Source organism: Streptomyces sp. NPDC042336 (genome assembly GCF_055581985.1).
The window spans coordinates 46763-67113 of record NZ_JBVJEA010000019.1 but is presented as its reverse complement, the minus strand read 5'-3'; the positions used below and the strand labels follow the sequence as shown (position 1 = coordinate 67113).

The following is a 20351-nucleotide window of genomic DNA, read 5'->3' as shown; positions in this document are numbered from 1 at the left end:
GGCCCGAAAGCCGGGTGAGATACCTGGGAGGCGTAGCGGTCGCTCTCAACCACGCCCCTCCTTCGGATCAGCGCGCCAGGTGGAAGACGGCTGCGGCCACGATGGTGCCGAGGATGGTGCCTGCGATCACTTGGTTGCGTGTGTGGTCCCGCAGCTCGACGCGGGACCAGCCGACGACGACGACCAACAGGAAGCCAAGGGCCATCCACGGGCCGTAGGTCTGCACGAGCATCGCGCAGGCACCTGCGGACACGGCCTGGTGGACGGAGATCTTCCAGGCGAAGGTGATCGCGGTGAGAATCGCGAGCGTCACGAGCATCGAGACGATGAGGGCAACCATGGTGCGCGGCGCCCCCGCGACAAGCATCAGGACGATGCCAGTGGCTACGGAGAGCAGGATGACGGCCATCACGACTAGCCGTGCTGGCTTCGCTCCGACGTGTCTGTCGCCCCAGTGACCCTTGCGAATGCCGTACTTGATGAAGGTGATCGGGATGACGGCCGCGAAGAGGGCGCCGACCACACCCCAAGCAACACCTGTCCATTTTGCGGTGTGCCAGCCGACCAGCAGCGTGACAGCGATGATCCAGTTCTTCGGCTCAAGCCAGTCTGTAATGCGGCGGGCCAGCCGCGACTCGCCGGGGCGGACATCAGTTGCCATTTGAGAGGATCCTTTCCGAAGCGCCCTGCTCGTGGGAAACGGACGAATGTTCCTGCCGGACGAATTCGGAAACGACTGGCGAGGAGAGGTACGCGCGGGCAACGGTGCGCAACCATGACAGTTCGCTCGCTCTGTCTCGGCCAGTGACGCCGAGGGGTGGATATTCAACTCCCCGCAGCCGTTCCCCATTTCGTGCGCTCTGGACGGCTGCACGCAACCAGCAGGCTTCCGCCACTGCGTCAGAGAGTTGCGCAGCGACCCCTTCCTGACGGACGAACCTCCGGGCCTTTGTGTGCATGTCGACTGACACGTACTCGCGAAGCGCCAGGCAGGCATCCTCGATCTCGATGACGCACCGTTCCAGCCGGAAGCGGACACGCCACCTGCCTACAGATGTCGCCAGCACCACATACGGGGCTGCTTCCGTGAGCTGCACCCAGAGGGGACGCAGTTTCCGCAGGGTGCTCCACGCGGCGACGTATTCCACGGCGACGGAGAGAGGAGGCAAGCAGACGCCGACGGCGACCGACAGGACGGTGGCTTGCTTGAGCGTTGTGGAGAGAAGGTTCTCCAAAGCTGGATAGCTGGTGCCGGAGGCAAGCTGAACCGTCACGAAGACGATGCGCTGGAGGGCGTACAGGCTTCCGAGCAGGGTTCCCAAGCCCAGAAATCCGAGGCCGGCCTTCCCCAGGAGAGTCCGGCTGTGACGTACGCCGCCGAGGAACAGCCATGTAGCGACGACCATGGCGATGCCGATGTACAGCGTGAAGACCGTCATGTAGAGGACGGGAAAGAGGGCGCCACGGCCCTCCCCAAGCCTGACGGGCCCTCCTGACGTCCAGTTGGCCAGGGCGTAGAAGGCGAGCATGAGGGGCAACGTCACGCCGGCGGCCACCAGCCGGGTGCGACTTGCCAGGCCCTGCGGTCGAACGACTGCGATGACGAAGTCGAGCAGATATGCCGCCGAGGTAACGCCGAGCAGGTGCTTCAGCAGCGGCGACAGCCTGGCGTCTGCGCCGACGGCGGCATCGACTGCCTCTTTGACCGGCGGAACCTCGAACGTCATGGCAGCTGCGAGAGCCACCAGGGTCAGCGCCAGACTTCGCTGCTTGCGAGAGTGCCGGAGGGACGGCAGCCGCCACAGAGCCACCAGCCAGAGGACGCCGGCGATGAGGGTGGATGTACTCATGAGCGGCGGTTCCTCCGTGGGTGGACCAGGGCGTCGTCGAGCCGCGCCACGGCACCGGACCGACCGCGTTCCCGGCCCGAGTGGGCAAGATCGTGAAAGAGCTCTCCCAGGCAGGAGGCGGCCATTTCGGCGTCGTACTCGGTCTCGCTGTCGTAGCTCGTCCGGCCGAGAGCGGAGAGCACGGCAGAGGGGTCGACCCCGTCAGGCAGGACTCCCAGTAGAGACCTGACGACGCTCTCGTTGTTCCCGGCGTGCCCGAGCAGCAGGTGCGCTAGCTCGTGGCGCACGATTTGTGCACGATGCCGCTCGCTGGTAGCCGCGACGTGAAAGACGTAATCCCCGTGGTCGAACGAGAGGACCATTCCGCAGGGAGCGTTGGCCCCTCCGGTCTCAGGCAATTCATGGAGGTGCAGGGGGCGGCCACGCTTGACGGCGAGCTGCCGGCATATTTCATCCACCGCGTAGGGATCGGATATCTCGATCCCCCGCAACTGCTCCTCACACAGTCGCCTCAGCTGCGCCTCTCTGAGCGCGAATTGCCGCTTGAACATGGACGAGATCCTTGCTGTAGCCCCCGAATGAGCGCTGACACGGCCTGCGCTAACCGGAACCCACCATTCCGCGTGGTTCTAGCGGAGCTTTGCATAGGTACAGATGGTTGCCCAAGGCGATCTTGAAGATCCATGCGCGGCATACCAGTCAAATCCACCCAGCAGGTGAGTGAGGTCACATCACTGCCCGGGCTTGTCGAGCCCTTCCCACCGTCTCGCCTGATTGATCACATCCGTGATCATCCTCAAGCTGTCCGCCGAGAGGCCGTTGGCTCGAAGCGCAAGGCCGCGGACGTCGCTGTCGGCTACGGCCTCGATGAGTTCCATGGAGGCGCGCACCTTCTCGGCCTCCTCGGCGTCGTAGTCCGAGAAGAAGTACTGCTCTTTGACGTGGAAGTGGCCGGCCAGTCGTTCCACCGTCGTGTAGGTGGGGTTGGGCTTCGCACCGGTCCGCAGCTGCGAGATCGCACTCTCGGACACGGAGATCGCCCGGGCGACCTCGGCATTGGTGTAACGCTTGCCGGTCTCCGGGTTCGTCACGGTCTGGAAAAGGTGGTTGAGCTTGTCGGCGAATGAGCGCCGAGCGTCGGCCGCGCCGCCGGGCGCCTCCGCCGACCCGCTGGACTCCACCATCACCGACTCCTCTCATCTAGACGCCGACTCCGGACTGTACTGCAGTGTAGTTCCCAGGACCAAAAGGCCGAGAGGCTTCACTTCAGTGTTGACAGACTGGGATCACTCTGGCGTAGGTTTTCGAACACAGCTTCACTGAAGTGATGTGACGCCGACGGGGTGCGGTAAGCGCTCCTTGCCCGGCCGTCGTGACCTACGTACGCGCTAGGACTCGCCCATGCTCGCTCCACCCCCGTCGCAGCAGCTCACGCGACTTCTACAGGGTTTAAGAACCAACTCTGGACCTTGACGCGGAGCCGTGCGTATGTTCGTCGTCCCCCGCCGGGCAGACCGCCCGCACGGACGAGCACAGGAGCAATGACGTGCACAACCTCCGGGCCTCATAGGCCCCAGAACACAGCGACGGCGCCCGAGAGCGGCAACTCCCGGACGCCGGACGCTTAACGGCTGTACCGCCCCGGCAAGGGCGGAGATCGCCACCATCACCACGCTGATCCCTTCCACGGGGCGTCTCAGCGTGGCAACACCAAAGGAGATTCTTGCATGCGCTCCGCCCTGCGCAAAAGGCCCTACCGTCCGGCCTGCGCGGCAGCTAGCTCCGCCTCGGCGCCTCAGCGCCCCGAGCCGGACCGCACCATCCAGGCCCCCGCGAGCCGCCCCGCCCGCCCGCTTGCCGGGAGCGGCCGATGAGCAGCGAAGCTCGCGAGTGGGTGTGGGAGCACAGCTCCAGCCGAGGGGCCGCGCGTCTGGTCCTGCTGTCGATCGCCGACCGGGTGGCCGACGACCAGTGCATCTCCTGGGCCTCCCTGTCCAGCCTGGCCAAGCGCACGCACGCCTCGGTCTCCACGGTGCGCGAAGCCGTCGAACGCCTCGTCCTCGCCGGCGAGCTGGAACAGCTCGACGACCTGGTGGGCCCGCAGCGCAGCACGGTCTACCGCCTGCCGCTCGCCGCCGAAGCAGTCGCACAGGCGCTGCGAGAGCAGCGGGAGGAAACGGGCGAGACGGCAGTGCCGGACGAGCCCGCTGGCACTGCCAAGCTCCGGCTGTCGGCCCTGCGGCGGTACGGAATCCGCCCGCGTGAGGTGCCGGAATCCCCCGCCAGGGTCCGGAAACCGGCAGTACCGGAAACCGGCAGGCCCAGGCGGAAACCGGCACAGCGGCGTACCGGCCACCGGCACAGCGATGTACCGGCCACCGGCACACAGAACCGTAGTGAACCTGATTTGAACCGGAGGTACAGCAGTGGTGGTGCTGCCGTCCTCCCGGCTGCCGAGTGGCAGGTCGACCCCGCCACCCACACCTGGGCCCGCCAGCAGGGACACCTCGACCGCCTCGGCGAGCATGGCCTGCAGGCCGCCGACGCGAAGTGGCGTGCCCACCGGGCGGCCCACGCCCCGAGGCCGGCGGAAGCCTGGGCTGCCGACTGGCGAGCCTGGATCACCCGGGAACACGCCCCCAACCGCCCGAACCTCTACGCCGTGCCCGGCCAGAACACCGCCGCGCCCGGTGGCATGACGCGGGCCGAGAAGCACACCGCCGCCCTTCTCGCCGCCCTGGACGAGCCGACCGGAACGGAGGGCTGACCGTGGACCGCCGCGAAATCGCCGCCCTGCTGGCCTACATCGGCCGACTCGACCCCCGCAGCATCCGCACCGACGAGGGCGAGGCCCGCGACCAGCTCGCCCAGTGGCACGAGCTGCTCGGCGACGTGCCGATGGCCACCCCGCACGGCTGGGACGCCCGCATCGCCGCCCGCCAGCACTACCGCACCTCGCCGTACCAGATCCAACCCGCCGACGTGGTCCGCCCCTGGGAGAGCTACCGGCGCAACCGCCTGGCCCTCCACTGGGACCCCACACCGTCCGCGGACCCGGACGACCAGGCCGCCTGGACCGCAGAGCTGGTCGGCACCCGCCGTGCCGTCGCCGCCGGCATAGCGCAGCCCGCGTATGCCCCGGCCATCACCAGCAGCCAGGAGGGGATCAACCCGAGGCTGCAGGCTCGGCTGGACCAGATCGGCTCCTGCATACCGCCCGCCGCCCGCGCCGCTCTCGCACCGTTCCGGCCCGCCCGGGCAGCACGCGAAGCCGCCGTCGCGCAGGGGCTGCCCGATGCCCTGAGCGTGCGATGCGAGTGGTGTCTGGCCCCGGTCGGCGAGCCGTGCCGGCGCCGCCGGATCGGCCCCAACGACGGGGTACGCGCCATCACGCCGCGCGCCACCCCGCACCCCGGCCGTGTGGACCTCGCCGCCCAGCAGGCCCAGCACGCCGAGCAGGCCCAGCAGCCCGCCCTGGCCTGACCGGCGCCTCCGGCGCGTGCATCCCGTCCGCTGCACCGCCGCAACCTCACCGTCCCGCACCGGATGCGGCGCACACCCACGCGCCGCAGCCGGCGCCCGACGCCGCACCCGCCAGGCACTGCGCCAGCCGGCCGGTGTGGCAGCACATCGGAGACTCGCCTTGCGCCACATCACCACCCACGACGCGCCGGCCACCGGCCTGCGCGGCATCGCAGACACCAGCTGGCACGTCCGCGGAGCGTGCCACGGCATGGACGTCGAGGACGCCGACGCCGTGTTCTTCCCCGGGCCCCGGGATCACGAGGAGATCGCGGAGGCGAAGGAGCTGTGCGGCTGGTGCCCCGTCCGCCGCGCGTGCCTGGACTTCGCCCTGGAGAACGTCCTCAAGGAGGGCGTCTGGGGCGGGCTCACCGAAGCCGAGCGGCGCCCGCTGCACGACAACCTGCACCGGCGCCTGGACTACCGGCGTGTGACCGCCTTCTTCCAGGGACGCGACGTGCACCTGACGGAAGCCGAGCGGCAGGTGGCCATCGACCACGCCTACGTCCGGGGCTGGCAGCCCGACCGACTCGCCGCCGCCCTGCAGATCAGCCACAAGCACGCCCGCGACCTGCTCCGGCAAGCGGCCAACAAGGTCTTCGACCGGGACCGCAACTACGGCGTGCCCCGCTCCAAGAAGAAGCGGAAGAAGACCTCCAAGGCCAAGGGCACCCCCGCGCCCGCAGCTCCCGGCACTCAGCAGCCGACAGGCCGCCCGGCGGCGTCGACCCCGGCGCACGCCCCACTCGGAAAGGCAGCATGACCCACCCTGTCCTCGCCTTCGGTGCTACTTCGGACCTCCCTCTCCTCCTCGCCGCCGCCGTGCCCGCCGCCCTCGCGCTCGTGCTGACCGCCTGGGCGATCCGGCGCCGGGGAACCCGCCCGCGGAAACGTCTCGGCGGCCCGGCGGTCAAGGTCGCCGCCGTCGCCGCCCTGGGCTGCACCGCCTACAGCGCCGACACCAGCTGGCGCTTCGCGGCCGACTACCTCGACATGGCCGGCACCGCCGAGCGCGCCGGCATGTTCGCCGCCGCCGAACTCGCCCTGTTCGCCACCGCGCTGATGGCACGGCAGAACCTCGCCGTCCAGGGCGCTCCCGGCCTGCCGGGCACGCTGGTCTGGGTGATCACCACAGTGCAGGTGATCCCCGCCTACGCCGAGAGCGGCCCCATCGGCGGCACGGTCCGCGCCTTCGTCGGACCGGTCATGGCGGCGATGCTGTGGCACCTGGCCATGGGCATCGAACTGCGCCTGCGCACCCCGGGTGCAGCCTCGAACGGACTGCTCGCCGTCCTGGGCCGGGAGGCACGCGAGCGGCTGCTGTCCCGCCTGGGCATCGCCGCGCGGGACCGCGACGCAGCGCAGATCACCCGGGACCGGGCCACCGCCCGTGCGGTCACCCTCGCCGCCCGCCTCGCCGAGCGCACACCCGAGCAGCAGCAGAGCCGTCGCGGCCGGCGGCTGACGCGACGCCTGTCGAAGGCGGTCGGCAGGGCTTCGGTCGGCACCGACCCTCACCAGCGGGCGCAGCTGCTCGACCAGCTCGCCGCTCGGCGACACGCGCTGGCGCTCGCCACGGTCCCGCTCCCTTCTCCCTGGTCCCCGGCGCACAGCAGCGCATCGGCGGCCACGGTCCCCGTACAGCCGACATCGGATGTGCCGGTCCCCGTCCCCGGTCCCGATGGTTCCGACGAGCCGGTCCCGGACCGAGGACCGAGGGCTCCTCGGGGCCCCGTCCCCGAGAACCCGGAAGCCGAGGTCGACGCAAGGACCAAGGGCGACGCAACGGGAACGTTCGCGGGAACCAAGCCCTCTGAAGACGGTGCGGTCCCAGGGACCGTGCTCGCCGGACCGGGAGCCGCAGCGCGGGACGCAGCGGCCATGAGGACCGACCACAGCACGCGAGAAGTGGCAGCTCAGGACCCGGATTCTCATCGGGGACCGGGCATCACGAAGTCGGGGACCGAGACCACCGAGGACCGAGGACCGACCGCCCCACAGTCCGGGACCGAAACCACCCAGGACCGAGGACCGACCGCCCCACAGTCCGGGACCGAAACCACCCAGGACCGAGGACACAAGGTCCCGCTTCGCCGGAAGCCGACCAGGACCTCCCGGACGAAGAACAAGGACAAGCGTGCACGGTCCCGCTCGCAGACGGAGCGCCAGGCACGCGAGCTGGGTGAATCCGAGCGCCAGCTTGTCCGTGAGGTGCGTCCCCATGTGCCGGCTCTGCTCGAACGGGACGGCAACGGCGCGATCACCCGAGTGCAGCTGCGCGAAATCATCCGCCGCCAGGGCCTGACGGGTGTCGGTAACGACCGACTCGGCCTGGTCCTCCAGGAGCTGCGGAACGCGGACATCACGACGACGAGGAGCACCGCCCGATGAAGACCTGCCACCAGTTCAAGACGGTCCGCGCCGAGTACGAGCGCGAGATCGGATTCATGCTCGCTCACTCCGAGCGGCATGCGGGCAGGCCGGCGGCGAAGTCCAGCGCGAAGCAGGCAGCCTCGGCGAAACAGCGGATGGCCCGCGCGCTCAACAGCCACGTCGGACGCTGCCCCGAATGCGGCTGAACCGGCAAATCCCAGCACAAGGCCCGTATCCGTAAAGGTGGCCCGGCTCCACGCCGGGCCACCGCCCCGCTTAGGAGGTACGCCATGATTCCTCGTCCCCCTCGCTTTTCCGGGCCCACCACCGCCGAGGCCGGTGCCTGGGCGGACGTCTTGGTCCGCCGGCAACTCCTCCACGCCGTCGTCCTCACGCCGACCGGGCAGTGGCTCGTCCAGGACCGTCCCAACAGACCGGTTCGCGTCCTTGCCAGCCCAGCCGAAGTTCTCGCGCTGGCCGCAACCATCCAGCAACGCACCCGCTCTACGAGGCCCGAACCCCGATGACGAACGCACCCAAGAACGGCACCACCCCGGAACCTGATCGCGGCTCCAACTCGGTCTCGGGGCGAGCAAGTTATCGCAAGAGCATTGCTCCCGAGGGGAGCAATGCTCTTGCGTTCCCCGCCCCTGGAGTGGCGGGAGCGGAACGGCACCGGGGGGCGCCGATCCGTGAGGATGCGACCGAGGGCGGCTCGCATCCCGAGGGGCAGGACCAGCACGCCTGCCACAGTGCGCACTGCACGCACACCGCCCCTTCAAAGCCGCATGTGCAACAGCGTGAGCGCCTGCGCGACGAGAACAAGCGCATGCGCCAGCCCAGCTGCCGCATGAACGACGACGAGTACCAACTCCTAGCTCGTGCAGCCGCCGTGTGCCACATGAGCGTCGCCAGTTTCCTCGCCCACGCCGCTCTCAAAGCCGCCCACGATCTCGACCGTACGGCGGCGGAAATCGCCGCCCAACGAGAAGTTCACAACGAGCTCTTCGCTGTGCGCCGGCACCTCGGCCACATCGGCAACAACGTCAACCAGGTAGCTAAGGCCGCCAACTCCGGTGCCGACGTCCCCTACGCCGAAGCCGTACTCGGCGCCGTCCAGCGCGCCACCCAGCGCGTGGACGCCTTCATCCAGCACTACCTCGACACCGAAAGGCGAACCGGTTGATCCCTCGCGTCCACAAGCGTGGCTCGAACACGTTTGGCCTGCTCATCTACCTCTACGGCAAAGGGACCCATGAGGAGCACGTCGATCCGCATCTCGTGGCGGCATGGGACAGCTTCGCTCCCGACCCCGGTCGCGATCCTCAAGCTACGAAGAGACAGTTGCAGCAGCTCCTGGACCAGCCCGTCCAGACGCTCGCGGAGTCGCGCCGCCCGGCCAAGCACGTCTGGCACCCATCCGTCCGGGCCGCACCCGACGACCCGGTTCTCTCCGACGAGCAATGGGGGGAGATCGCCCGACGCATGGTCGCCGCGACCGGCATCGCTCCGGCCGCCGACGAGGCGGGATGCCGCTGGGCAGCCGTGCGCCACGCCGACGACCACATCCACATCATCGCCACGCTCGTCCGCGAAGACGGCCGGCGCCCCCGACTGAACAACGACGCCAAGCGATCCCAGGCCGAAGCCCGCCTGATCGAAGCCGAGTACGGGCTCAAGCAGCTCAGCACCGGGGACGGGACCGCAGCGCAACGACCGACCAGCGCCGAGCGCCACAAGGCCCAGCGCCAGGGCCGCGAGCGCACCGCCCGCGAGGAGCTGCGGGAATCCGTGCGGCATGCGGTGGCTGGCGCGAGAAGCGACGAGGAGTTCTTCGACCGCCTCGCCGCCGCCGGCCTCCTGATCCGCAAGCGCGCCGCGCCCTCCGGTGACCTGCTCGGATACAAGGTCGCCCTGCCCGACGACCTGAACAAGGACGGCGAGCCGGTGTTCTACCCCGGCGCGCGCCTCGCTCCCGACCTGTCCTTGCCTCGCATCCGCGAGCGGTGGTCCGGTGATGCGCAGGATGTCCCTGCGGCCCGGCGGGAGGAAGCGATTCGTACGGGGCCGGGCAGTCCGGCCTCCGCGCGCCGCGGCACGGCATCGGCCGTGTGGCAGGCCGTGCTCGTCGTCGACCACGGCGAGGACGGGGTCGCCGCCGCCCACATCGCCGCGGTCGGCGAGGTCCTGGACGCCCTCGCGAAGACGTCTGCCGCTCACACCCGTCGCGAACTGCACGACGCTGCAACGGCCTTCGAACGGGCCTCGCGCTCTCACGTCCGCGCCGTACGCGGGCACGATCGAGCCCTGCGGCAGGCCGCCCGCGACCTCGTCCAGGGCGGCCCGGCCCTCGGCCGCGGTGAGGACGGAGCCACCACGGCGATGGCGATCGACATGCTGTTCTTCCTGATCATCGCCACCGCGCACTGGCACGCCCGGAAGGGCCACGCCCAGCAGGCCGAGGCCGCCACCCGAGCTGCCGAACACCTGCGCACCGCTTACCAGGCCGCCTCGGCCCAGCCGCTCGGTGTGCTCTATCAGCGTGGTCGGCGTCTGAGCCGGCCGGTGCTCCAGCGGCAGACCGCGCTGCTGCGCGAGGCGCTGCCGGAGCTGGCCGAGCAGATCCTCGCCGAACCCGGCTGGTACGCCCTGGCCGCGACCATCACGGAAGCCGAAGCCGCCGGCCACGACCCGGCCGCCCTCCTGTCCGACGTTGCCGCTCGGCGGGAACTGGGCACCGCGGACTCCGTCAGCGACGTGCTCGTGTGGCGGATGCGGCGGACAGCCGACCTGCCCGCCGATGCATCGCAGCTTCCCGAGACCAGCACCGCAGTGAACCGGTCCGCGACGCGTAGGGCGACGACCAGGCCCTCCGCGCCCGGCAGGCGGCGCAGCGGAGAGGAGTCACCGCGTCAGGCCCGATAAGTACACCAGACGGCACGCAGGCTCCCCGGATCGCCGTTGTGCCGTACCGAGACATGCGTCGTGGCCTCCTCGTCACCCGGGCAGCCGAGAGGCCACACCCATGCTGAACTGGCCGAAGGGACTGTGGACGTTGTGAATTGAAACCGCCGAGGGCGTGGGGCACGATCATGAAACGCGCAGGACGAGGTGCCGAGGTAGAGGAGGACGCCAGGGTGTTTCACCGAATACGCCGCAGGGCGAAGGGGCCGAGCAAAGCTCAGAAACGGTTCGCCGAGCTGCACGCGCAGATGCAGGGACAGGTCCCGCCCGGCATCGGAGTGCCGGCGCCCGAGCCGCAGCCCGCCGAGCCGACCGCCATCGTGGACGACTTCCTCCCGCCGGAGCTGCGGGTGCCGAGCCACGACCAGGTCGAGGGCAAGATGATGCCGTGGAAGCAGCCCCTGGTCCTCGACGGCGAGATGGCCACGTGCGCCGAGTGCGGCGCGTACCGGGACTGGCTCATCCTCTCCACCCGCGGTGAGATCTGGCTGCGCTGCAGGGCCGGACACCAGCAGCTGGAGACGCGCATCGACACCGCCTGGTACAACCGGCACTCCGGGCCGGCGGACTCGACGCACGCCACGTTCGAGGACTGCCTGCGCCACCTCGGGCACTGACCACCACTCCTACGACCCCACCGGGCCCGCGGGCCCGCACTGACCACCCGTCGCCTAGCACCAAGGGGTCAGCTCCGTCATGCGCGTTCGCGTCGCCACCACCGCACTCGGCATCACCGCCGCCCTCCTCGCCGTGCCCGCCTGCTCCACCGACACCCCCGGGTCCAAGCACCGGACCGCCTCCTCCCGTACGGGAAAGCCGACCGAGGTCGCCCAGGAGCCGGCCGCGCTCTCCTCGGCCGCGCTCGAGTCCCGCCTGCTCGACCCGCGCGACCTCGGCAGCGGCTACCTTCCCCAGCCGGAGCGTCCGGCCCAGCACGATGACGTCACCGTCCTCGGCTGCCCGGCCCTGAGCGAGCTGGGCGGTGACGCGGCGGCTGGCAGCACACTCGCCTTCCCGCACAAGGCGAAGGCGGACTTCACCTACGGCTACAGCTCCTCGGAGATCTCCGAGGAGCTGTACAGCGACAGCGTGAAGAAGCTCTCCGACGGCACCGGCCGGATCTTCGATGCCATGACAGGCTGCCCGGCCTATCAGGTCGTCGCCGGTGGCACCCAGGTCGATGTGACCTCGCAGAAGCTGCCCGCGCCCAGCGTCGGCGGTGATGAGCAGTGGAGCCTGCTTCTGACGTACATCGCCGGGGGCCGGAGCACCGTGGTCAAGCAGACCGCGATCCGCGACGGCAGCCTGCTGCTGGTCCTCTCCGGCTCCCCGGCCCTCGTCGACCGCCACCTCGACAAGGCCCTCGCCAAGGCCACGGCAACGAGCTGACCTGCGCGCGTCACGCTGCTGCCTCCGACCGTCGCGGTCGGGGGCAGCAGTGCGTTATGGGCTAAGCACTAACGACCCGACCGGCCACTTCGCCCGGGAAACAAGAAAGTCCGGCACCCCCAACTGGGAGGATGCCGGACTGCGATCGTCGAGAGTCATGCGCGGGACGTTAGATGGCCGGCGCGCGCAGGAGGCGCTCCTGGGTGGCCTCGGGCAGGACCCGCCGCAGGACCGGTGCGGTCGAGCTGAGGGAGGCGGCGAAGGCGGCGACGAGATCGTGCGGGACGCTGGCGGCGAACGAGGCCACCCACAGAAGCGGGGCGCCGAGTACGGGCTCGGCCCACGCCTGCCATCCGGCCGGTGCCGTCTCGTCGTCCTCGGCGGACAGGGCCCGTAGGTCGCCGTCCTGGATGAGGGGCGGCACCTCCCCCAGGCTGATGTGCGAGGTGAACGTCGGGTCCATCGCCGCCGCCTGGGGTTGGTCGATGTCGCGGAACCAGCCGTGGGCGGCGACAGCGTCAAGGACCAGCTCGGGTCCGGCGAGCGCCGAGGCAGGCTGGTTGCTTGCGTCGAGCGCGACGAGGAAGTCGACCACCGCCTCGCCGGGGACGTCACGGGTGAAGTAGGCCGACCACTGGGCGAGCGGGCTGCTCGCCTCGGCTCGGGCGGAGATCTGCCAGGCGATCGGCAGCCCACCCAGGTGGAATGGCTCGTCCGCCAGCCCCCACTGGGCCCAGCGCAAGGCGTCGGGGCTGATGTGCAGGACGGTGCTGCGCAGGACCTGGCGGTCCTCCGGTTCCTCGTCCGGCTCGTGCCGTCCGCGGACGATCGTCAGGCTCGTCCACCCCAGGCCGGCGAGCGCGTCGGCGACGACGTCGTAGAGGCGTCCATCGTCACCGGCTAGGTGCCGGGGGCCGACCCAGAACGCGGGCTGGCCGCCGCGCGGGTCGGGCGGAAGGTCGGGGTACAGGGGCGCCTCCAAGGGCTCGGTGCGTATCTAGTTGCCGCCGGCGCGGCGGCGAGGACGGCGCGGGGGCGCCTGGACAGGGCCCTGCCACGTCAGGGCGATGGCGACCTCCGGCGGAAGGTGACCGAGCTGCGCGTCCTCGTCCCGCCCTTCGGCGAGGTAGACAACGGTCCGGCCGGTCCCGTCGACCGACTGCAGGACCTGCGCCAAGCGGTGCGCCATCGGGAAGAACGGGTTCATGGCCTGGCGGACCGGAGCGCTCCGGTCGCAGCCGGACAACAGATCGATGAGATCGCCGACGGTCATCTCCGGGGACGTCACGGACAGCCTCCTGGGGTTCGAGGGAAACGGGGGGCGGTGGAGCCGGGCCGGCCTACGGCACCGCCAGCGCTCATAGGACGGGCGCTATGTATCGGTGGCCGCGCTGTCAGAGGCGGCGTGAGGTCTCCAGCACCCTCGCCACGGCGGCGGCGACGATGTCGGCCGGCGTCTCGGTGTCGAACGACAGGTGGTAGCCGCGGACCCGGGCGGTACCGGTGACAGCGATCTTCCATCCCTCGCCGTCCGTGCCGGGTCGGCCGTGCGGGAACCAGCCGAGGTAGAACCGGCCGTCCTTGGAGCTGACGTGCACGTCCGCGCGGTCATCGACGATCAGGTGGAAGTCCTCGGCGGAGAACTGGTCCATGACCAGAGTCGGCTGACCGGGGCCGAGCTGCCACTCCCGCGGTCGCAGGGCTTCGACGGTGGTGGAGAAACCGGGGCCCACAGGGGCTACGGTCACGAGCAATCACCTCTCTGACCTGGGGTTTCTTGCAAGGTCGTCTACGTTGACATGCCCTCGCGCCCGTTGGCCAGTCTTTCCCGGAAACATTTCTGTCTGCCCCCGGCGAACTGCCGTCCGTCGACAGTGTGGGATCTCAAATTCCGTGGCCGAATCACACGACCAACGGCCAAATCAGCCGCAACCACAGACTGGTTGGCTAGACAGGCTCGGCATGGATCAGACATCACCTTGGGAAAAGACAGTGACGGTGTCAGGGTCTGCTCCTATCTTCAGACCATGACCGTCACCGCACGGCGGGAGCTGGTGAGCCCGGCGACCCGCAACGCCTTCCGCTCTCTGGCCACGGACCTGACCGTCCGGATTGTCGCCGAACCCCTGAGGAAATGCCCCGGCCGTGAGACGGACCGGCTGTGCCATCAACTTGAGACAGCGTAGGAGCTGCTGGTCAGCAAGGACGGCCCGTACCACGAGCCGCGAGATCCTACAGACAGCTATGGGATCTCAGATTCCGTGGCCGTAACACCAACTGCCCCCGCGCCGGGGACTACGCCGTACAGCCCGTCGGCGACCTTGTCCCGAGCCGGGACACGCGGCGTGTCCCGACTCGGGACACCGGATCCGTCCCGAATCGGGACAGGTATCCCACGATGACTTTGCTGCTGGTTCCCCCAAGCGTCACCAGCCCGAGGAGGGACACCGCCCCTCTGGGCTTCAGAGGCTCTCTGGCGAGCCTGCCTCATCCACTGGCGAGACGGATCTCGAAGCGTCGGTCCGCCAGAGCCCCCAAGGTCGGCAAGATGCTGGCGAAGGGCGCCGCGCTGCTCCTCAAGGTCCTGCGAGGCGGGAGACAGAACAAAGACACATGCCCGAATTGCCCTGGAGCCGCTTCAAGCCGGATGAGTGGGTCCAGGCGCACCGATAAAGCCAGATTAGATCCTCACGTGGGTGAGGAAGGTGGTGCGGCTGGGGCATGTGGTGTGCGGGAGGTAGAGCGCGTGGATGGGGAGTTCGAGGGTGAGACGTGCGCTTTGCCGCCTGCGGCGGGGCCCGGTGGTGTGGTGACGAAGGCGAGGTGGCGGGTGCCGATGACGGCTGTGATGGGGGGTGTGCCTTGGCGGGCGGTGCGTTCGGTGTTCGGTTCGAAGCCGGCGTTGCGGCAGTGGTCGATGAGGAGGTCGGTGTAGCCGGAGCGGCCGGGGGTGCCCCAGACCAGGAAGGTCTCTTGGGCGAGTTCGGGCAGGGTCACGGATGTGCGGGCGGCCACGGGATGGTCGCTCGCGACGGCGATGTGCAGGCGATGGTGGCCGAGGGCGGTGCGGGTCAGACCGTGGGTGGGCTTCATTGCGCGGCACAGTCCGATGTCGAGGTCGCCGGCGAGGAGAGCGTCGGTCAGCTCCGAGGGGTAGCGCTGGTGGATCTCGGGGGTGATGTCGGGGTGGGCTTCGGTCACCGGTGCGAGCAGGGTGACGAGTTCGTCGCCGGTGACGGCGGGGGTGTAGCCGATACGCAGGGCCTGGGTCTCGCCGCGCCCGATCTGCCGGGCGCGGTGAAGGGCTGCGCGGGCCACGCCGTTGAGGACACGGGCGTCCTCGATCAGGGCCGCTCCGGCGGGCAGTACGGTGACGCCCGCGCTGCCACGCTCCAGCAGCGGAACCCCGACTTCGCGCTCGAGGACCCGGATGGAGGTGGACAGGGCCTGCTGGGACAGGTGGAGCCGGGCGGCAGCGCGGGTGAGGCTGCCTTCCTCGGCGACGGCGATCAGGTGGTCGAGTTTGTTCAGGTCCAGGCGCACCTCAACGCCCTTCGGCTCGATAGCGGACAGTGAAGAGGTTGGCTGCCAGTGTGGCGGCCACCGTCAGGCCCATGCCCAGGACGGCGCCGCCGATTCCCAGGGCGGGTGCGCTGAAGCCCACAGCCAGGACCACGAGTGCACCGGCGAGGACCAGCAGGGCATGTCCCACCGCTCCGGTACGGGTGGCTCGGTGCAGTGCCCCCAGCATCAGGAGCGCAATCGCCACGGGGACGGCGACCGACAGTCCGGCACCCCGGGTGGAGAGGTGTCCGTGGTGTTCGGCGGCGTCCAGCGCCGCTTCCAGGCCCGCGCCGATCGCAGCCAGCGCGGCGAAGACCACGTAGTGGCCGTACCCCCAGACCAAGGCGGTGCGCAGCGTGGTCAGTCGCGCTTCGTTTCCGGTGAAGTAGATCCACCACAGGGCGAAGACGAGCAGCAGGCCGCCGATCGCGATCAGGAGAACGGGGGTGGACAGGCCGTGGTCGGCCACGGCTGAGCGGACGGCGGCGAGTGAGCCGAGGATCACCTCGCCCAGGACGATGATGGTGAAGAGGCTGTAGCGCTCGGCGATGTGACCGGGGTGCCAGCTGGTGGGGTGGCCCCGGTCTCACTCACCCAGAGCATCACCACCGCGTAGCGACAGGGTCCGATCTTCGGAACTGACCACAACAGAGCGTTACGGAAGCAAGATCCGTGTACTACTGCGTTCCCCCGCCAAGTGAATGTGACTGAGCGCCACAGTTGGCGCAAATCGCGCAGCCTGATCAAGGCGTCGACTGCTCGGAGCTGTCCGCGAGGTCGAGTTCAACCCGTTCGCTATCCCAGCGGCGCCTTACTGGTGAGTCAGGCGTACTTCGTCGCTGTCGAGCACGCCGTGCAGGACGCCGGTGGCGGTGTGTTCGTGGGCCATGAAGGCGGTGACCTGGTCAGGGTGAAGACGTAGACGAGGTCGAAGAAGAGCTCGAACGTGGTACCCCGTTCACGCGCGAAGGCTTCCTGAACCCTGGCCGTGGGCCCGTCTTCCTGCCCGTCGCTGCTGTTCTGCGTCACAGATTGCACCCTTCCCATGTCCAGGTGGCCGCGCATGGCGACGCGCCTCAGTGCGGGCTCCGATCGGATCCCTACTGGGACGTGTCGGTGCCCGCCGGCTGTAGCGGACCGGTTGTACGGCCCCGAAATCGAGGGCCAGCAAGGTGGTGCCGTTCGGGCAGGGTGTTCAGGCAGCCGCACTGGCGAAGGAGCGGCTGAACTGCTGTCCTGACTGGACCATGCTGCGAACGCTGTGGAGGCGTTCCCTCTCGTAGCCGCGCAGTGCCTGCGCCATGGGTGTTGCACCCATGGCTTCGCTTACGGCTGCGGCGATGGACTCGGCGTCGTGGAGCGATGCGCTGAAGCCCGAGCCGGTCATCGGGGTCGGCACATGCGCGGCATCTCCCACGAGGGCAAGACGTCCGTTGACGAGTTTGTCGGGGACGTATTCGGTGATGGGGGTGCCGATGACGGCACGGCGCTCGATGCAATCGAGGATGGCCTCGCGCCAGGGCGAGGGCCACAGGTTCTTGGCTTTGTCCGCGAGCTCGCGGAAGGCGGCCTCCGGTATGTCGGCGGAGGTGAGCGACCGGTGCACGACGTTGCCGACAACACTGCCCGTTTCGCGTAGGAGATCGTTGTGGTTCGCGTCGTACCAGGCCCAGCCGACTTGGCGGGAGCCTGGGGTGACGGAACCGTCGGGGCCGGGCAGTGGGTAGCCGAGGAGATAGTCCTCATCGCCGCTGAGGATGTCGACGTCCCGTGGCAGGCGGCGTGAGGACGCGAGCGAGGACTCGTTGGTGAGGCCGAGCCAGATCAGGTAGCCGGCGAACGTCGCGTCGGGCTTGTCGGGTGCGACGCCGACGCGCACGACGCTTCCGTGGCCATCTGCCCCGATCACGACATCGCCTCGGAATGTCTGCTGGTCCGAGGTGATCACCCACGCGGAATCCGCGTCCTGGTCGACGCTCCGTACGAGCGTGTGGGGGCGCAGCTTGATATAGGGGTCGGCGTCGACGGCCGCCCGGAGCCGGGCGTGGACCGCCATCCAGCTCTGCACACCGGGGGCCACTGAACTCAGTGGCGTCGAACCGGCCCGGGAGTGACGGGATCGCGTGATTCTGCTGAGGAGGCCCTCACTCACCCCGCCGAGAGCAGCCCCCTTCCGAGCCCGAGGGGCGGCCGCCGATCGCTCCAGCATCGTCACGTCGACTCCGGCGTGCGACAGGGCCAATGCGGTCATCAGGCCCGCGAGAGATGCACCGACGACGATGGCGGCGCCCTGGCGCTCGTTCCGGTTCCCGGAACGGGGCACGTCGCGCATAGCTGTGGTCATGCTGTAGTTCTCCTCACGTAGTCGTCGCGGTGGTGGTCTGGGCGGGCGGGCTGTGGCGGGCGCCGACGCTCGGGGTTGACATCTCGGCGGCGCTGTCCAGCGTGCTCACCGGGCTCTTGCCGGTTGGGGCCCGTCCCCCGAAGAAAGCAGCACTGACCATGCAACCGGCAATGGCGATGACGTGGGAGTCTCGGTTGTGAGGGGTACCTGCAGGGACCCCTGGCTGGCATCCCTGCAAGCCACGCCCTCTGAATTTCTGGGAACTGCCGGACGCTCAGTGTGAGAGCAGCGCGCCGAGGTCCATTTTCCCGTGCTGCACTTGCGCGTCGTGGGGCTCGTTGAGTCCGCCGTCGGTGATGTACAGCCGCTTGCCGCGCACTGCGGTGGCGGTGGGCGAGGCGAGGCCGTCCGAGGCGGTCAGCACGGTCCTGGTGGTGCCGTTCGGGTAGACGACCGCGATCTTGTTCTGTGTGTTCAGCGCGGTGAACACGACGTTGGAGTGGTCGCTGAGGAAGCTGAAGTCATCGATGCCGGTGAGGCCGCTGGCGACCGTGTGGATCCGGCCCGGAGTTCCGGTGGCGGTGACGGGGATCCGCAGCAGGGTGCCCTTGCTGAGGTTGGAGACCCATACGGCGCCGTTGTGGAAGCGGAGTCCGTTCGCGCCGTACGGCACGGGTGCGGACGCCTCGATCGCGAGGGCGGGGTCGACCAGCCAGGCGGTCGCGGGACCGCCGGAGACCGGGACGGCCCAGACGGTGCCCTTCTGGCTGTCGGCGACGTACAAGGTGCGCCCGGCCGGATCGATGGCCAGACCGTTGGGGACTCCGCCGACGGGCAGGGCCGCGATGCGGTGGGGGGTGCCGCCGGGCGGCAGCTTCCACACCCCGTTCCGGGAGTCGTCGGAGGACCACACGTTGTAGTAGACGGTGCCGTCGTGGCCGTGAGTGTTGCCGGTGATTCCGTCGCCCTTCTGCCCGGTGACCAGCACCGTGCGGTGCCCGGACGGTGCGATCCGCACCAGTGCCGGCCGTTCGCCCGCGGGCGTGCCCACCATCGAGACGGTCAGTGAATTGTCCGGGGCGACGGTGATGTTCTCGGGCACGTCGCCGGTGGCGAAGTCGAAGGCGGCCACGGTCTTCACGTGGGTGACGGCGGGCCGCGCGTCCGCGTGTCCGGTCGCGGCGGACGCGTACGGTGCCGAGAGGATGACGGCTGCCGTCGCGGAGATCGCCGCAAGCTTGAACGGCCTCTTCATGGATATGCTTTTTGTGGTCATTGCGCTCTTTCGTTCTTTGCGTCAGCGCCGCACGGGTACCGAGGTGTCAGGGGCGTGGAGTCAGAAGCGGGGAGAGCCACGCCCCACCAGGCCCAGGCCCGTGGGCCGTTCAGGCCCGGCCGGAGCGGGGCGTCAGCGGCGCTGACGACCTGCCTGATCGGCCGGGGAGCCCCTGGCTAGTCGGGGATCGGGAAGCCGGCGTTCTCCAGGTCGAGCGAGTCCGGGTCGGGTCCGCCGCGTACGCCGGTGTCGAGGGCGTCGATCGCGGCCACCTCGTCGGGGGTCAGGGCGAAGTCGAAGACGTCGAAGTTCTCGGCGATGCGATGGGCTTTGACGGACTTGGGGATCGCGCAGAAGCCGTGGTCGAGGTGCCAGCGCAGTACGACCTGCGCGGGTGTCTTCGCGTACTTGTCGGCCAGGGCGGTGATGACGGGGTCTTCGAGCGGGTTGGTGTCGGCGCCCCGGTAGACGTAGGAGCCGCCGATGGGCGACCACGACTGGGTCAGAATGCCGTGGCTTTCGTTCGCCGCCCGCCACTCGGGCTGCGTGTAGTAGGGGTGCACCTGAATCTGGTTGACGGCCGGGACGATGCCGGTGCGGGAGATGAGTTCGTCGAGCTGCTTGGGCGTCTGGTTCGACACGCCGATCGCACGGACGCGCCCCTCGGCAAGCAGCTTCTCCGCCGCCTTGTACGCCGCGATCGTCTTCTCGAAGTCGGACGGCAGCGGCTGGTGCAGCAGCCACAGGTCGAGCTGCTCGATGCCCAGTTTGCGCAGACTCACGTCGAAGGCTCGCAGCGCGGAGTCGTAGCCGTAGTCGCTGATCCATACCTTGGTCGTCACGAAGATCTCGGAGCGGTCCACGTCGGAGCGGGCGATCGCCTCGCCGACCTCCCGCTCGTTGAAGTAGGCGGCGGCGGTGTCGATCAGTCGGTAGCCGTTGTGCAGCGCGGTCAGGACCGCGTCGGTGGTCTCCTCGGGGGCGCTCTGGTACACGCCGAGTCCCAGGGCGGGGATCTGGACGCCGTTGTTCAGGGTGATGAGTGGGTTCGTTGCGGTCATGGTTGCTC

The 20351-nt window shown here is 69.3% G+C and carries 20 protein-coding genes and 2 pseudogenes; 10 read left to right on the top strand and 12 right to left on the bottom strand.

What is annotated here, in order from left to right; all coding sequences use genetic code 11:
• Positions 1-67: 67 nt before the first annotated feature.
• The 4 genes from ACZ6IM_RS31250 to ACZ6IM_RS31235 all read right to left on the bottom strand — a co-directional run bounded on the left by ACZ6IM_RS31250 (position 68) and on the right by ACZ6IM_RS31235 (position 3034).
• On the bottom strand, positions 68-661 hold the full coding sequence (locus ACZ6IM_RS31250; RefSeq protein ID WP_318296081.1) for a phosphatase PAP2 family protein: 594 nt from the start codon (positions 659-661) through the stop codon (positions 68-70).
• A complete protein-coding gene (locus ACZ6IM_RS31245) occupies positions 651-1850 on the bottom strand; it encodes an MAB_1171c family putative transporter (protein ID WP_469561072.1) in 1200 nt (399 codons plus the stop codon). Before ACZ6IM_RS31245 ends, ACZ6IM_RS31250 begins: the two co-directional genes overlap by 11 nt.
• On the bottom strand, positions 1847-2401 hold the full coding sequence (locus tag ACZ6IM_RS31240; protein WP_469561069.1) for a secondary metabolite protein: 555 nt from the start codon (positions 2399-2401) through the stop codon (positions 1847-1849). Before ACZ6IM_RS31240 ends, ACZ6IM_RS31245 begins: the two co-directional genes overlap by 4 nt.
• Before the next feature lie 180 nt (positions 2402-2581).
• Positions 2582-3034, bottom strand: coding sequence for a helix-turn-helix domain-containing protein (locus tag ACZ6IM_RS31235; protein ID WP_469561067.1), 453 nt, complete (start codon positions 3032-3034; stop codon positions 2582-2584).
• A gap of 686 nt (positions 3035-3720) precedes the next feature.
• On the opposite strand from ACZ6IM_RS31235, the gene ACZ6IM_RS31230 reads away from it, so the two are divergent.
• The 9 genes from ACZ6IM_RS31230 to ACZ6IM_RS31190 all read left to right on the top strand — a co-directional run bounded on the left by ACZ6IM_RS31230 (position 3721) and on the right by ACZ6IM_RS31190 (position 12098).
• The gene (locus ACZ6IM_RS31230; protein WP_469561064.1) at positions 3721-4617 is read left to right on the top strand and encodes a helix-turn-helix domain-containing protein; all 897 of its coding nucleotides are present in this window, start codon (positions 3721-3723) and stop codon (positions 4615-4617) included.
• A gap of 2 nt (positions 4618-4619) precedes the next feature.
• Positions 4620-5333 carry a zinc finger domain-containing protein gene (locus tag ACZ6IM_RS31225; RefSeq protein ID WP_061441538.1) on the top strand — a complete coding sequence of 238 codons (714 nt, stop codon included), beginning with the start codon at positions 4620-4622 and terminating at the stop codon, positions 5331-5333.
• A 160-nt stretch (positions 5334-5493) separates the two neighbouring features.
• Complete coding sequence (locus ACZ6IM_RS31220; RefSeq protein ID WP_406721904.1) at positions 5494-6135, top strand: WhiB family transcriptional regulator; 642 nt, start codon at positions 5494-5496, stop codon at positions 6133-6135.
• Positions 6132-7763 carry a hypothetical protein gene (locus tag ACZ6IM_RS31215; protein WP_469561060.1) on the top strand — a complete coding sequence of 544 codons (1632 nt, stop codon included), beginning with the start codon at positions 6132-6134 and terminating at the stop codon, positions 7761-7763. The genes ACZ6IM_RS31220 and ACZ6IM_RS31215 overlap by 4 nt, the downstream gene beginning before the upstream one ends.
• On the top strand, positions 7760-7951 hold the full coding sequence (locus ACZ6IM_RS31210; protein ID WP_007491133.1) for a hypothetical protein: 192 nt from the start codon (positions 7760-7762) through the stop codon (positions 7949-7951). Before ACZ6IM_RS31215 ends, ACZ6IM_RS31210 begins: the two co-directional genes overlap by 4 nt.
• Before the next feature lie 584 nt (positions 7952-8535).
• Entirely contained in the window at positions 8536-8931 is a 396-nt protein-coding gene (locus ACZ6IM_RS31205; protein WP_061446781.1) for a plasmid mobilization protein, read from the top strand.
• The gene (locus ACZ6IM_RS31200) at positions 8928-10670 is read left to right on the top strand and encodes a relaxase/mobilization nuclease domain-containing protein (RefSeq protein ID WP_469561056.1); all 1743 of its coding nucleotides are present in this window, start codon (positions 8928-8930) and stop codon (positions 10668-10670) included. The genes ACZ6IM_RS31205 and ACZ6IM_RS31200 overlap by 4 nt, the downstream gene beginning before the upstream one ends.
• Before the next feature lie 212 nt (positions 10671-10882).
• Entirely contained in the window at positions 10883-11326 is a 444-nt protein-coding gene (locus ACZ6IM_RS31195) for a hypothetical protein (RefSeq protein ID WP_469561053.1), read from the top strand.
• Between the two features lie 79 nt (positions 11327-11405).
• Positions 11406-12098, top strand: coding sequence for a hypothetical protein (locus ACZ6IM_RS31190; protein ID WP_469561050.1), 693 nt, complete (start codon positions 11406-11408; stop codon positions 12096-12098).
• A gap of 169 nt (positions 12099-12267) precedes the next feature.
• Here ACZ6IM_RS31190 and ACZ6IM_RS31185 read toward each other — a convergent pair whose 3' ends face one another.
• From ACZ6IM_RS31185 to ACZ6IM_RS31175, 3 genes are all read right to left on the bottom strand, one after another.
• Positions 12268-13080 carry an SPDY domain-containing protein gene (locus tag ACZ6IM_RS31185; protein ID WP_469561047.1) on the bottom strand — a complete coding sequence of 271 codons (813 nt, stop codon included), beginning with the start codon at positions 13078-13080 and terminating at the stop codon, positions 12268-12270.
• 15 nt (positions 13081-13095) lie between these two features.
• A complete protein-coding gene (locus tag ACZ6IM_RS31180; RefSeq protein ID WP_332056904.1) occupies positions 13096-13386 on the bottom strand; it encodes a hypothetical protein in 291 nt (96 codons plus the stop codon).
• 106 nt (positions 13387-13492) lie between these two features.
• Positions 13493-13846 (bottom strand): SPDY domain-containing protein, encoded by a 354-nt coding sequence (locus tag ACZ6IM_RS31175; protein ID WP_469561044.1) that lies wholly within the window; start codon positions 13844-13846, stop codon positions 13493-13495.
• A gap of 279 nt (positions 13847-14125) precedes the next feature.
• Between ACZ6IM_RS31175 and ACZ6IM_RS31170 the strand changes: the two genes are divergently transcribed.
• On the top strand, positions 14126-14284 hold the full coding sequence (locus ACZ6IM_RS31170) for a hypothetical protein (RefSeq protein WP_469561041.1): 159 nt from the start codon (positions 14126-14128) through the stop codon (positions 14282-14284).
• 494 nt (positions 14285-14778) lie between these two features.
• Here ACZ6IM_RS31170 and ACZ6IM_RS31165 read toward each other — a convergent pair.
• The 5 genes and pseudogenes from ACZ6IM_RS31165 to ACZ6IM_RS31145 all read right to left on the bottom strand — a co-directional run bounded on the left by ACZ6IM_RS31165 (position 14779) and on the right by ACZ6IM_RS31145 (position 20343).
• Positions 14779-15641 (bottom strand): annotated as a pseudogene (locus ACZ6IM_RS31165) (LysR family transcriptional regulator).
• 1 nt (position 15642) lies between these two features.
• Positions 15643-16221: pseudogene (locus ACZ6IM_RS31160) on the bottom strand (low temperature requirement protein A); the annotation flags it as partial.
• Between the two features lie 636 nt (positions 16222-16857).
• Positions 16858-18006, bottom strand: a complete 1149-nt coding sequence (locus ACZ6IM_RS31155; protein ID WP_469561038.1) for an FAD-dependent monooxygenase — start codon at positions 18004-18006, stop codon at positions 16858-16860.
• Between the two features lie 274 nt (positions 18007-18280).
• Entirely contained in the window at positions 18281-19261 is a 981-nt protein-coding gene (locus ACZ6IM_RS31150; RefSeq protein WP_469561035.1) for a hypothetical protein, read from the bottom strand.
• Positions 19262-19458: 197 nt separating this feature from the next.
• The gene (locus ACZ6IM_RS31145; RefSeq protein ID WP_184761978.1) at positions 19459-20343 is read right to left on the bottom strand and encodes an aldo/keto reductase; all 885 of its coding nucleotides are present in this window, start codon (positions 20341-20343) and stop codon (positions 19459-19461) included.
• Positions 20344-20351 lie beyond the last annotated feature (8 nt).

What these genes read in the sequence shown, in the direction of transcription:
- ACZ6IM_RS31250 (WP_318296081.1), bottom strand. Translation starts at nt 661, where the DNA reads ATGGCAACTGATGTCCGCCCCGGCGAGTCGCGGCTGGCCCGCCGCATT.
- ACZ6IM_RS31245 (WP_469561072.1), bottom strand. Translation starts at nt 1,850, where the DNA reads ATGAGTACATCCACCCTCATCGCCGGCGTCCTCTGGCTGGTGGCTCTG.
- ACZ6IM_RS31240 (WP_469561069.1), bottom strand. Translation starts at nt 2,401, where the DNA reads ATGTTCAAGCGGCAATTCGCGCTCAGAGAGGCGCAGCTGAGGCGACTG.
- ACZ6IM_RS31235 (WP_469561067.1), bottom strand. Translation starts at nt 3,034, where the DNA reads ATGGTGGAGTCCAGCGGGTCGGCGGAGGCGCCCGGCGGCGCGGCCGAC.
- ACZ6IM_RS31230 (WP_469561064.1), top strand. Translation starts at nt 3,721, where the DNA reads ATGAGCAGCGAAGCTCGCGAGTGGGTGTGGGAGCACAGCTCCAGCCGA.
- ACZ6IM_RS31215 (WP_469561060.1), top strand. Translation starts at nt 6,132, where the DNA reads ATGACCCACCCTGTCCTCGCCTTCGGTGCTACTTCGGACCTCCCTCTC.
- ACZ6IM_RS31210 (WP_007491133.1), top strand. Translation starts at nt 7,760, where the DNA reads ATGAAGACCTGCCACCAGTTCAAGACGGTCCGCGCCGAGTACGAGCGC.
- ACZ6IM_RS31190 (WP_469561050.1), top strand. Translation starts at nt 11,406, where the DNA reads ATGCGCGTTCGCGTCGCCACCACCGCACTCGGCATCACCGCCGCCCTC.
- ACZ6IM_RS31170 (WP_469561041.1), top strand. Translation starts at nt 14,126, where the DNA reads ATGACCGTCACCGCACGGCGGGAGCTGGTGAGCCCGGCGACCCGCAAC.
- ACZ6IM_RS31155 (WP_469561038.1), bottom strand. Translation starts at nt 18,006, where the DNA reads ATGACCACAGCTATGCGCGACGTGCCCCGTTCCGGGAACCGGAACGAG.
- ACZ6IM_RS31150 (WP_469561035.1), bottom strand. Translation starts at nt 19,261, where the DNA reads ATGAAGAGGCCGTTCAAGCTTGCGGCGATCTCCGCGACGGCAGCCGTC.
- ACZ6IM_RS31145 (WP_184761978.1), bottom strand. Translation starts at nt 20,343, where the DNA reads ATGACCGCAACGAACCCACTCATCACCCTGAACAACGGCGTCCAGATC.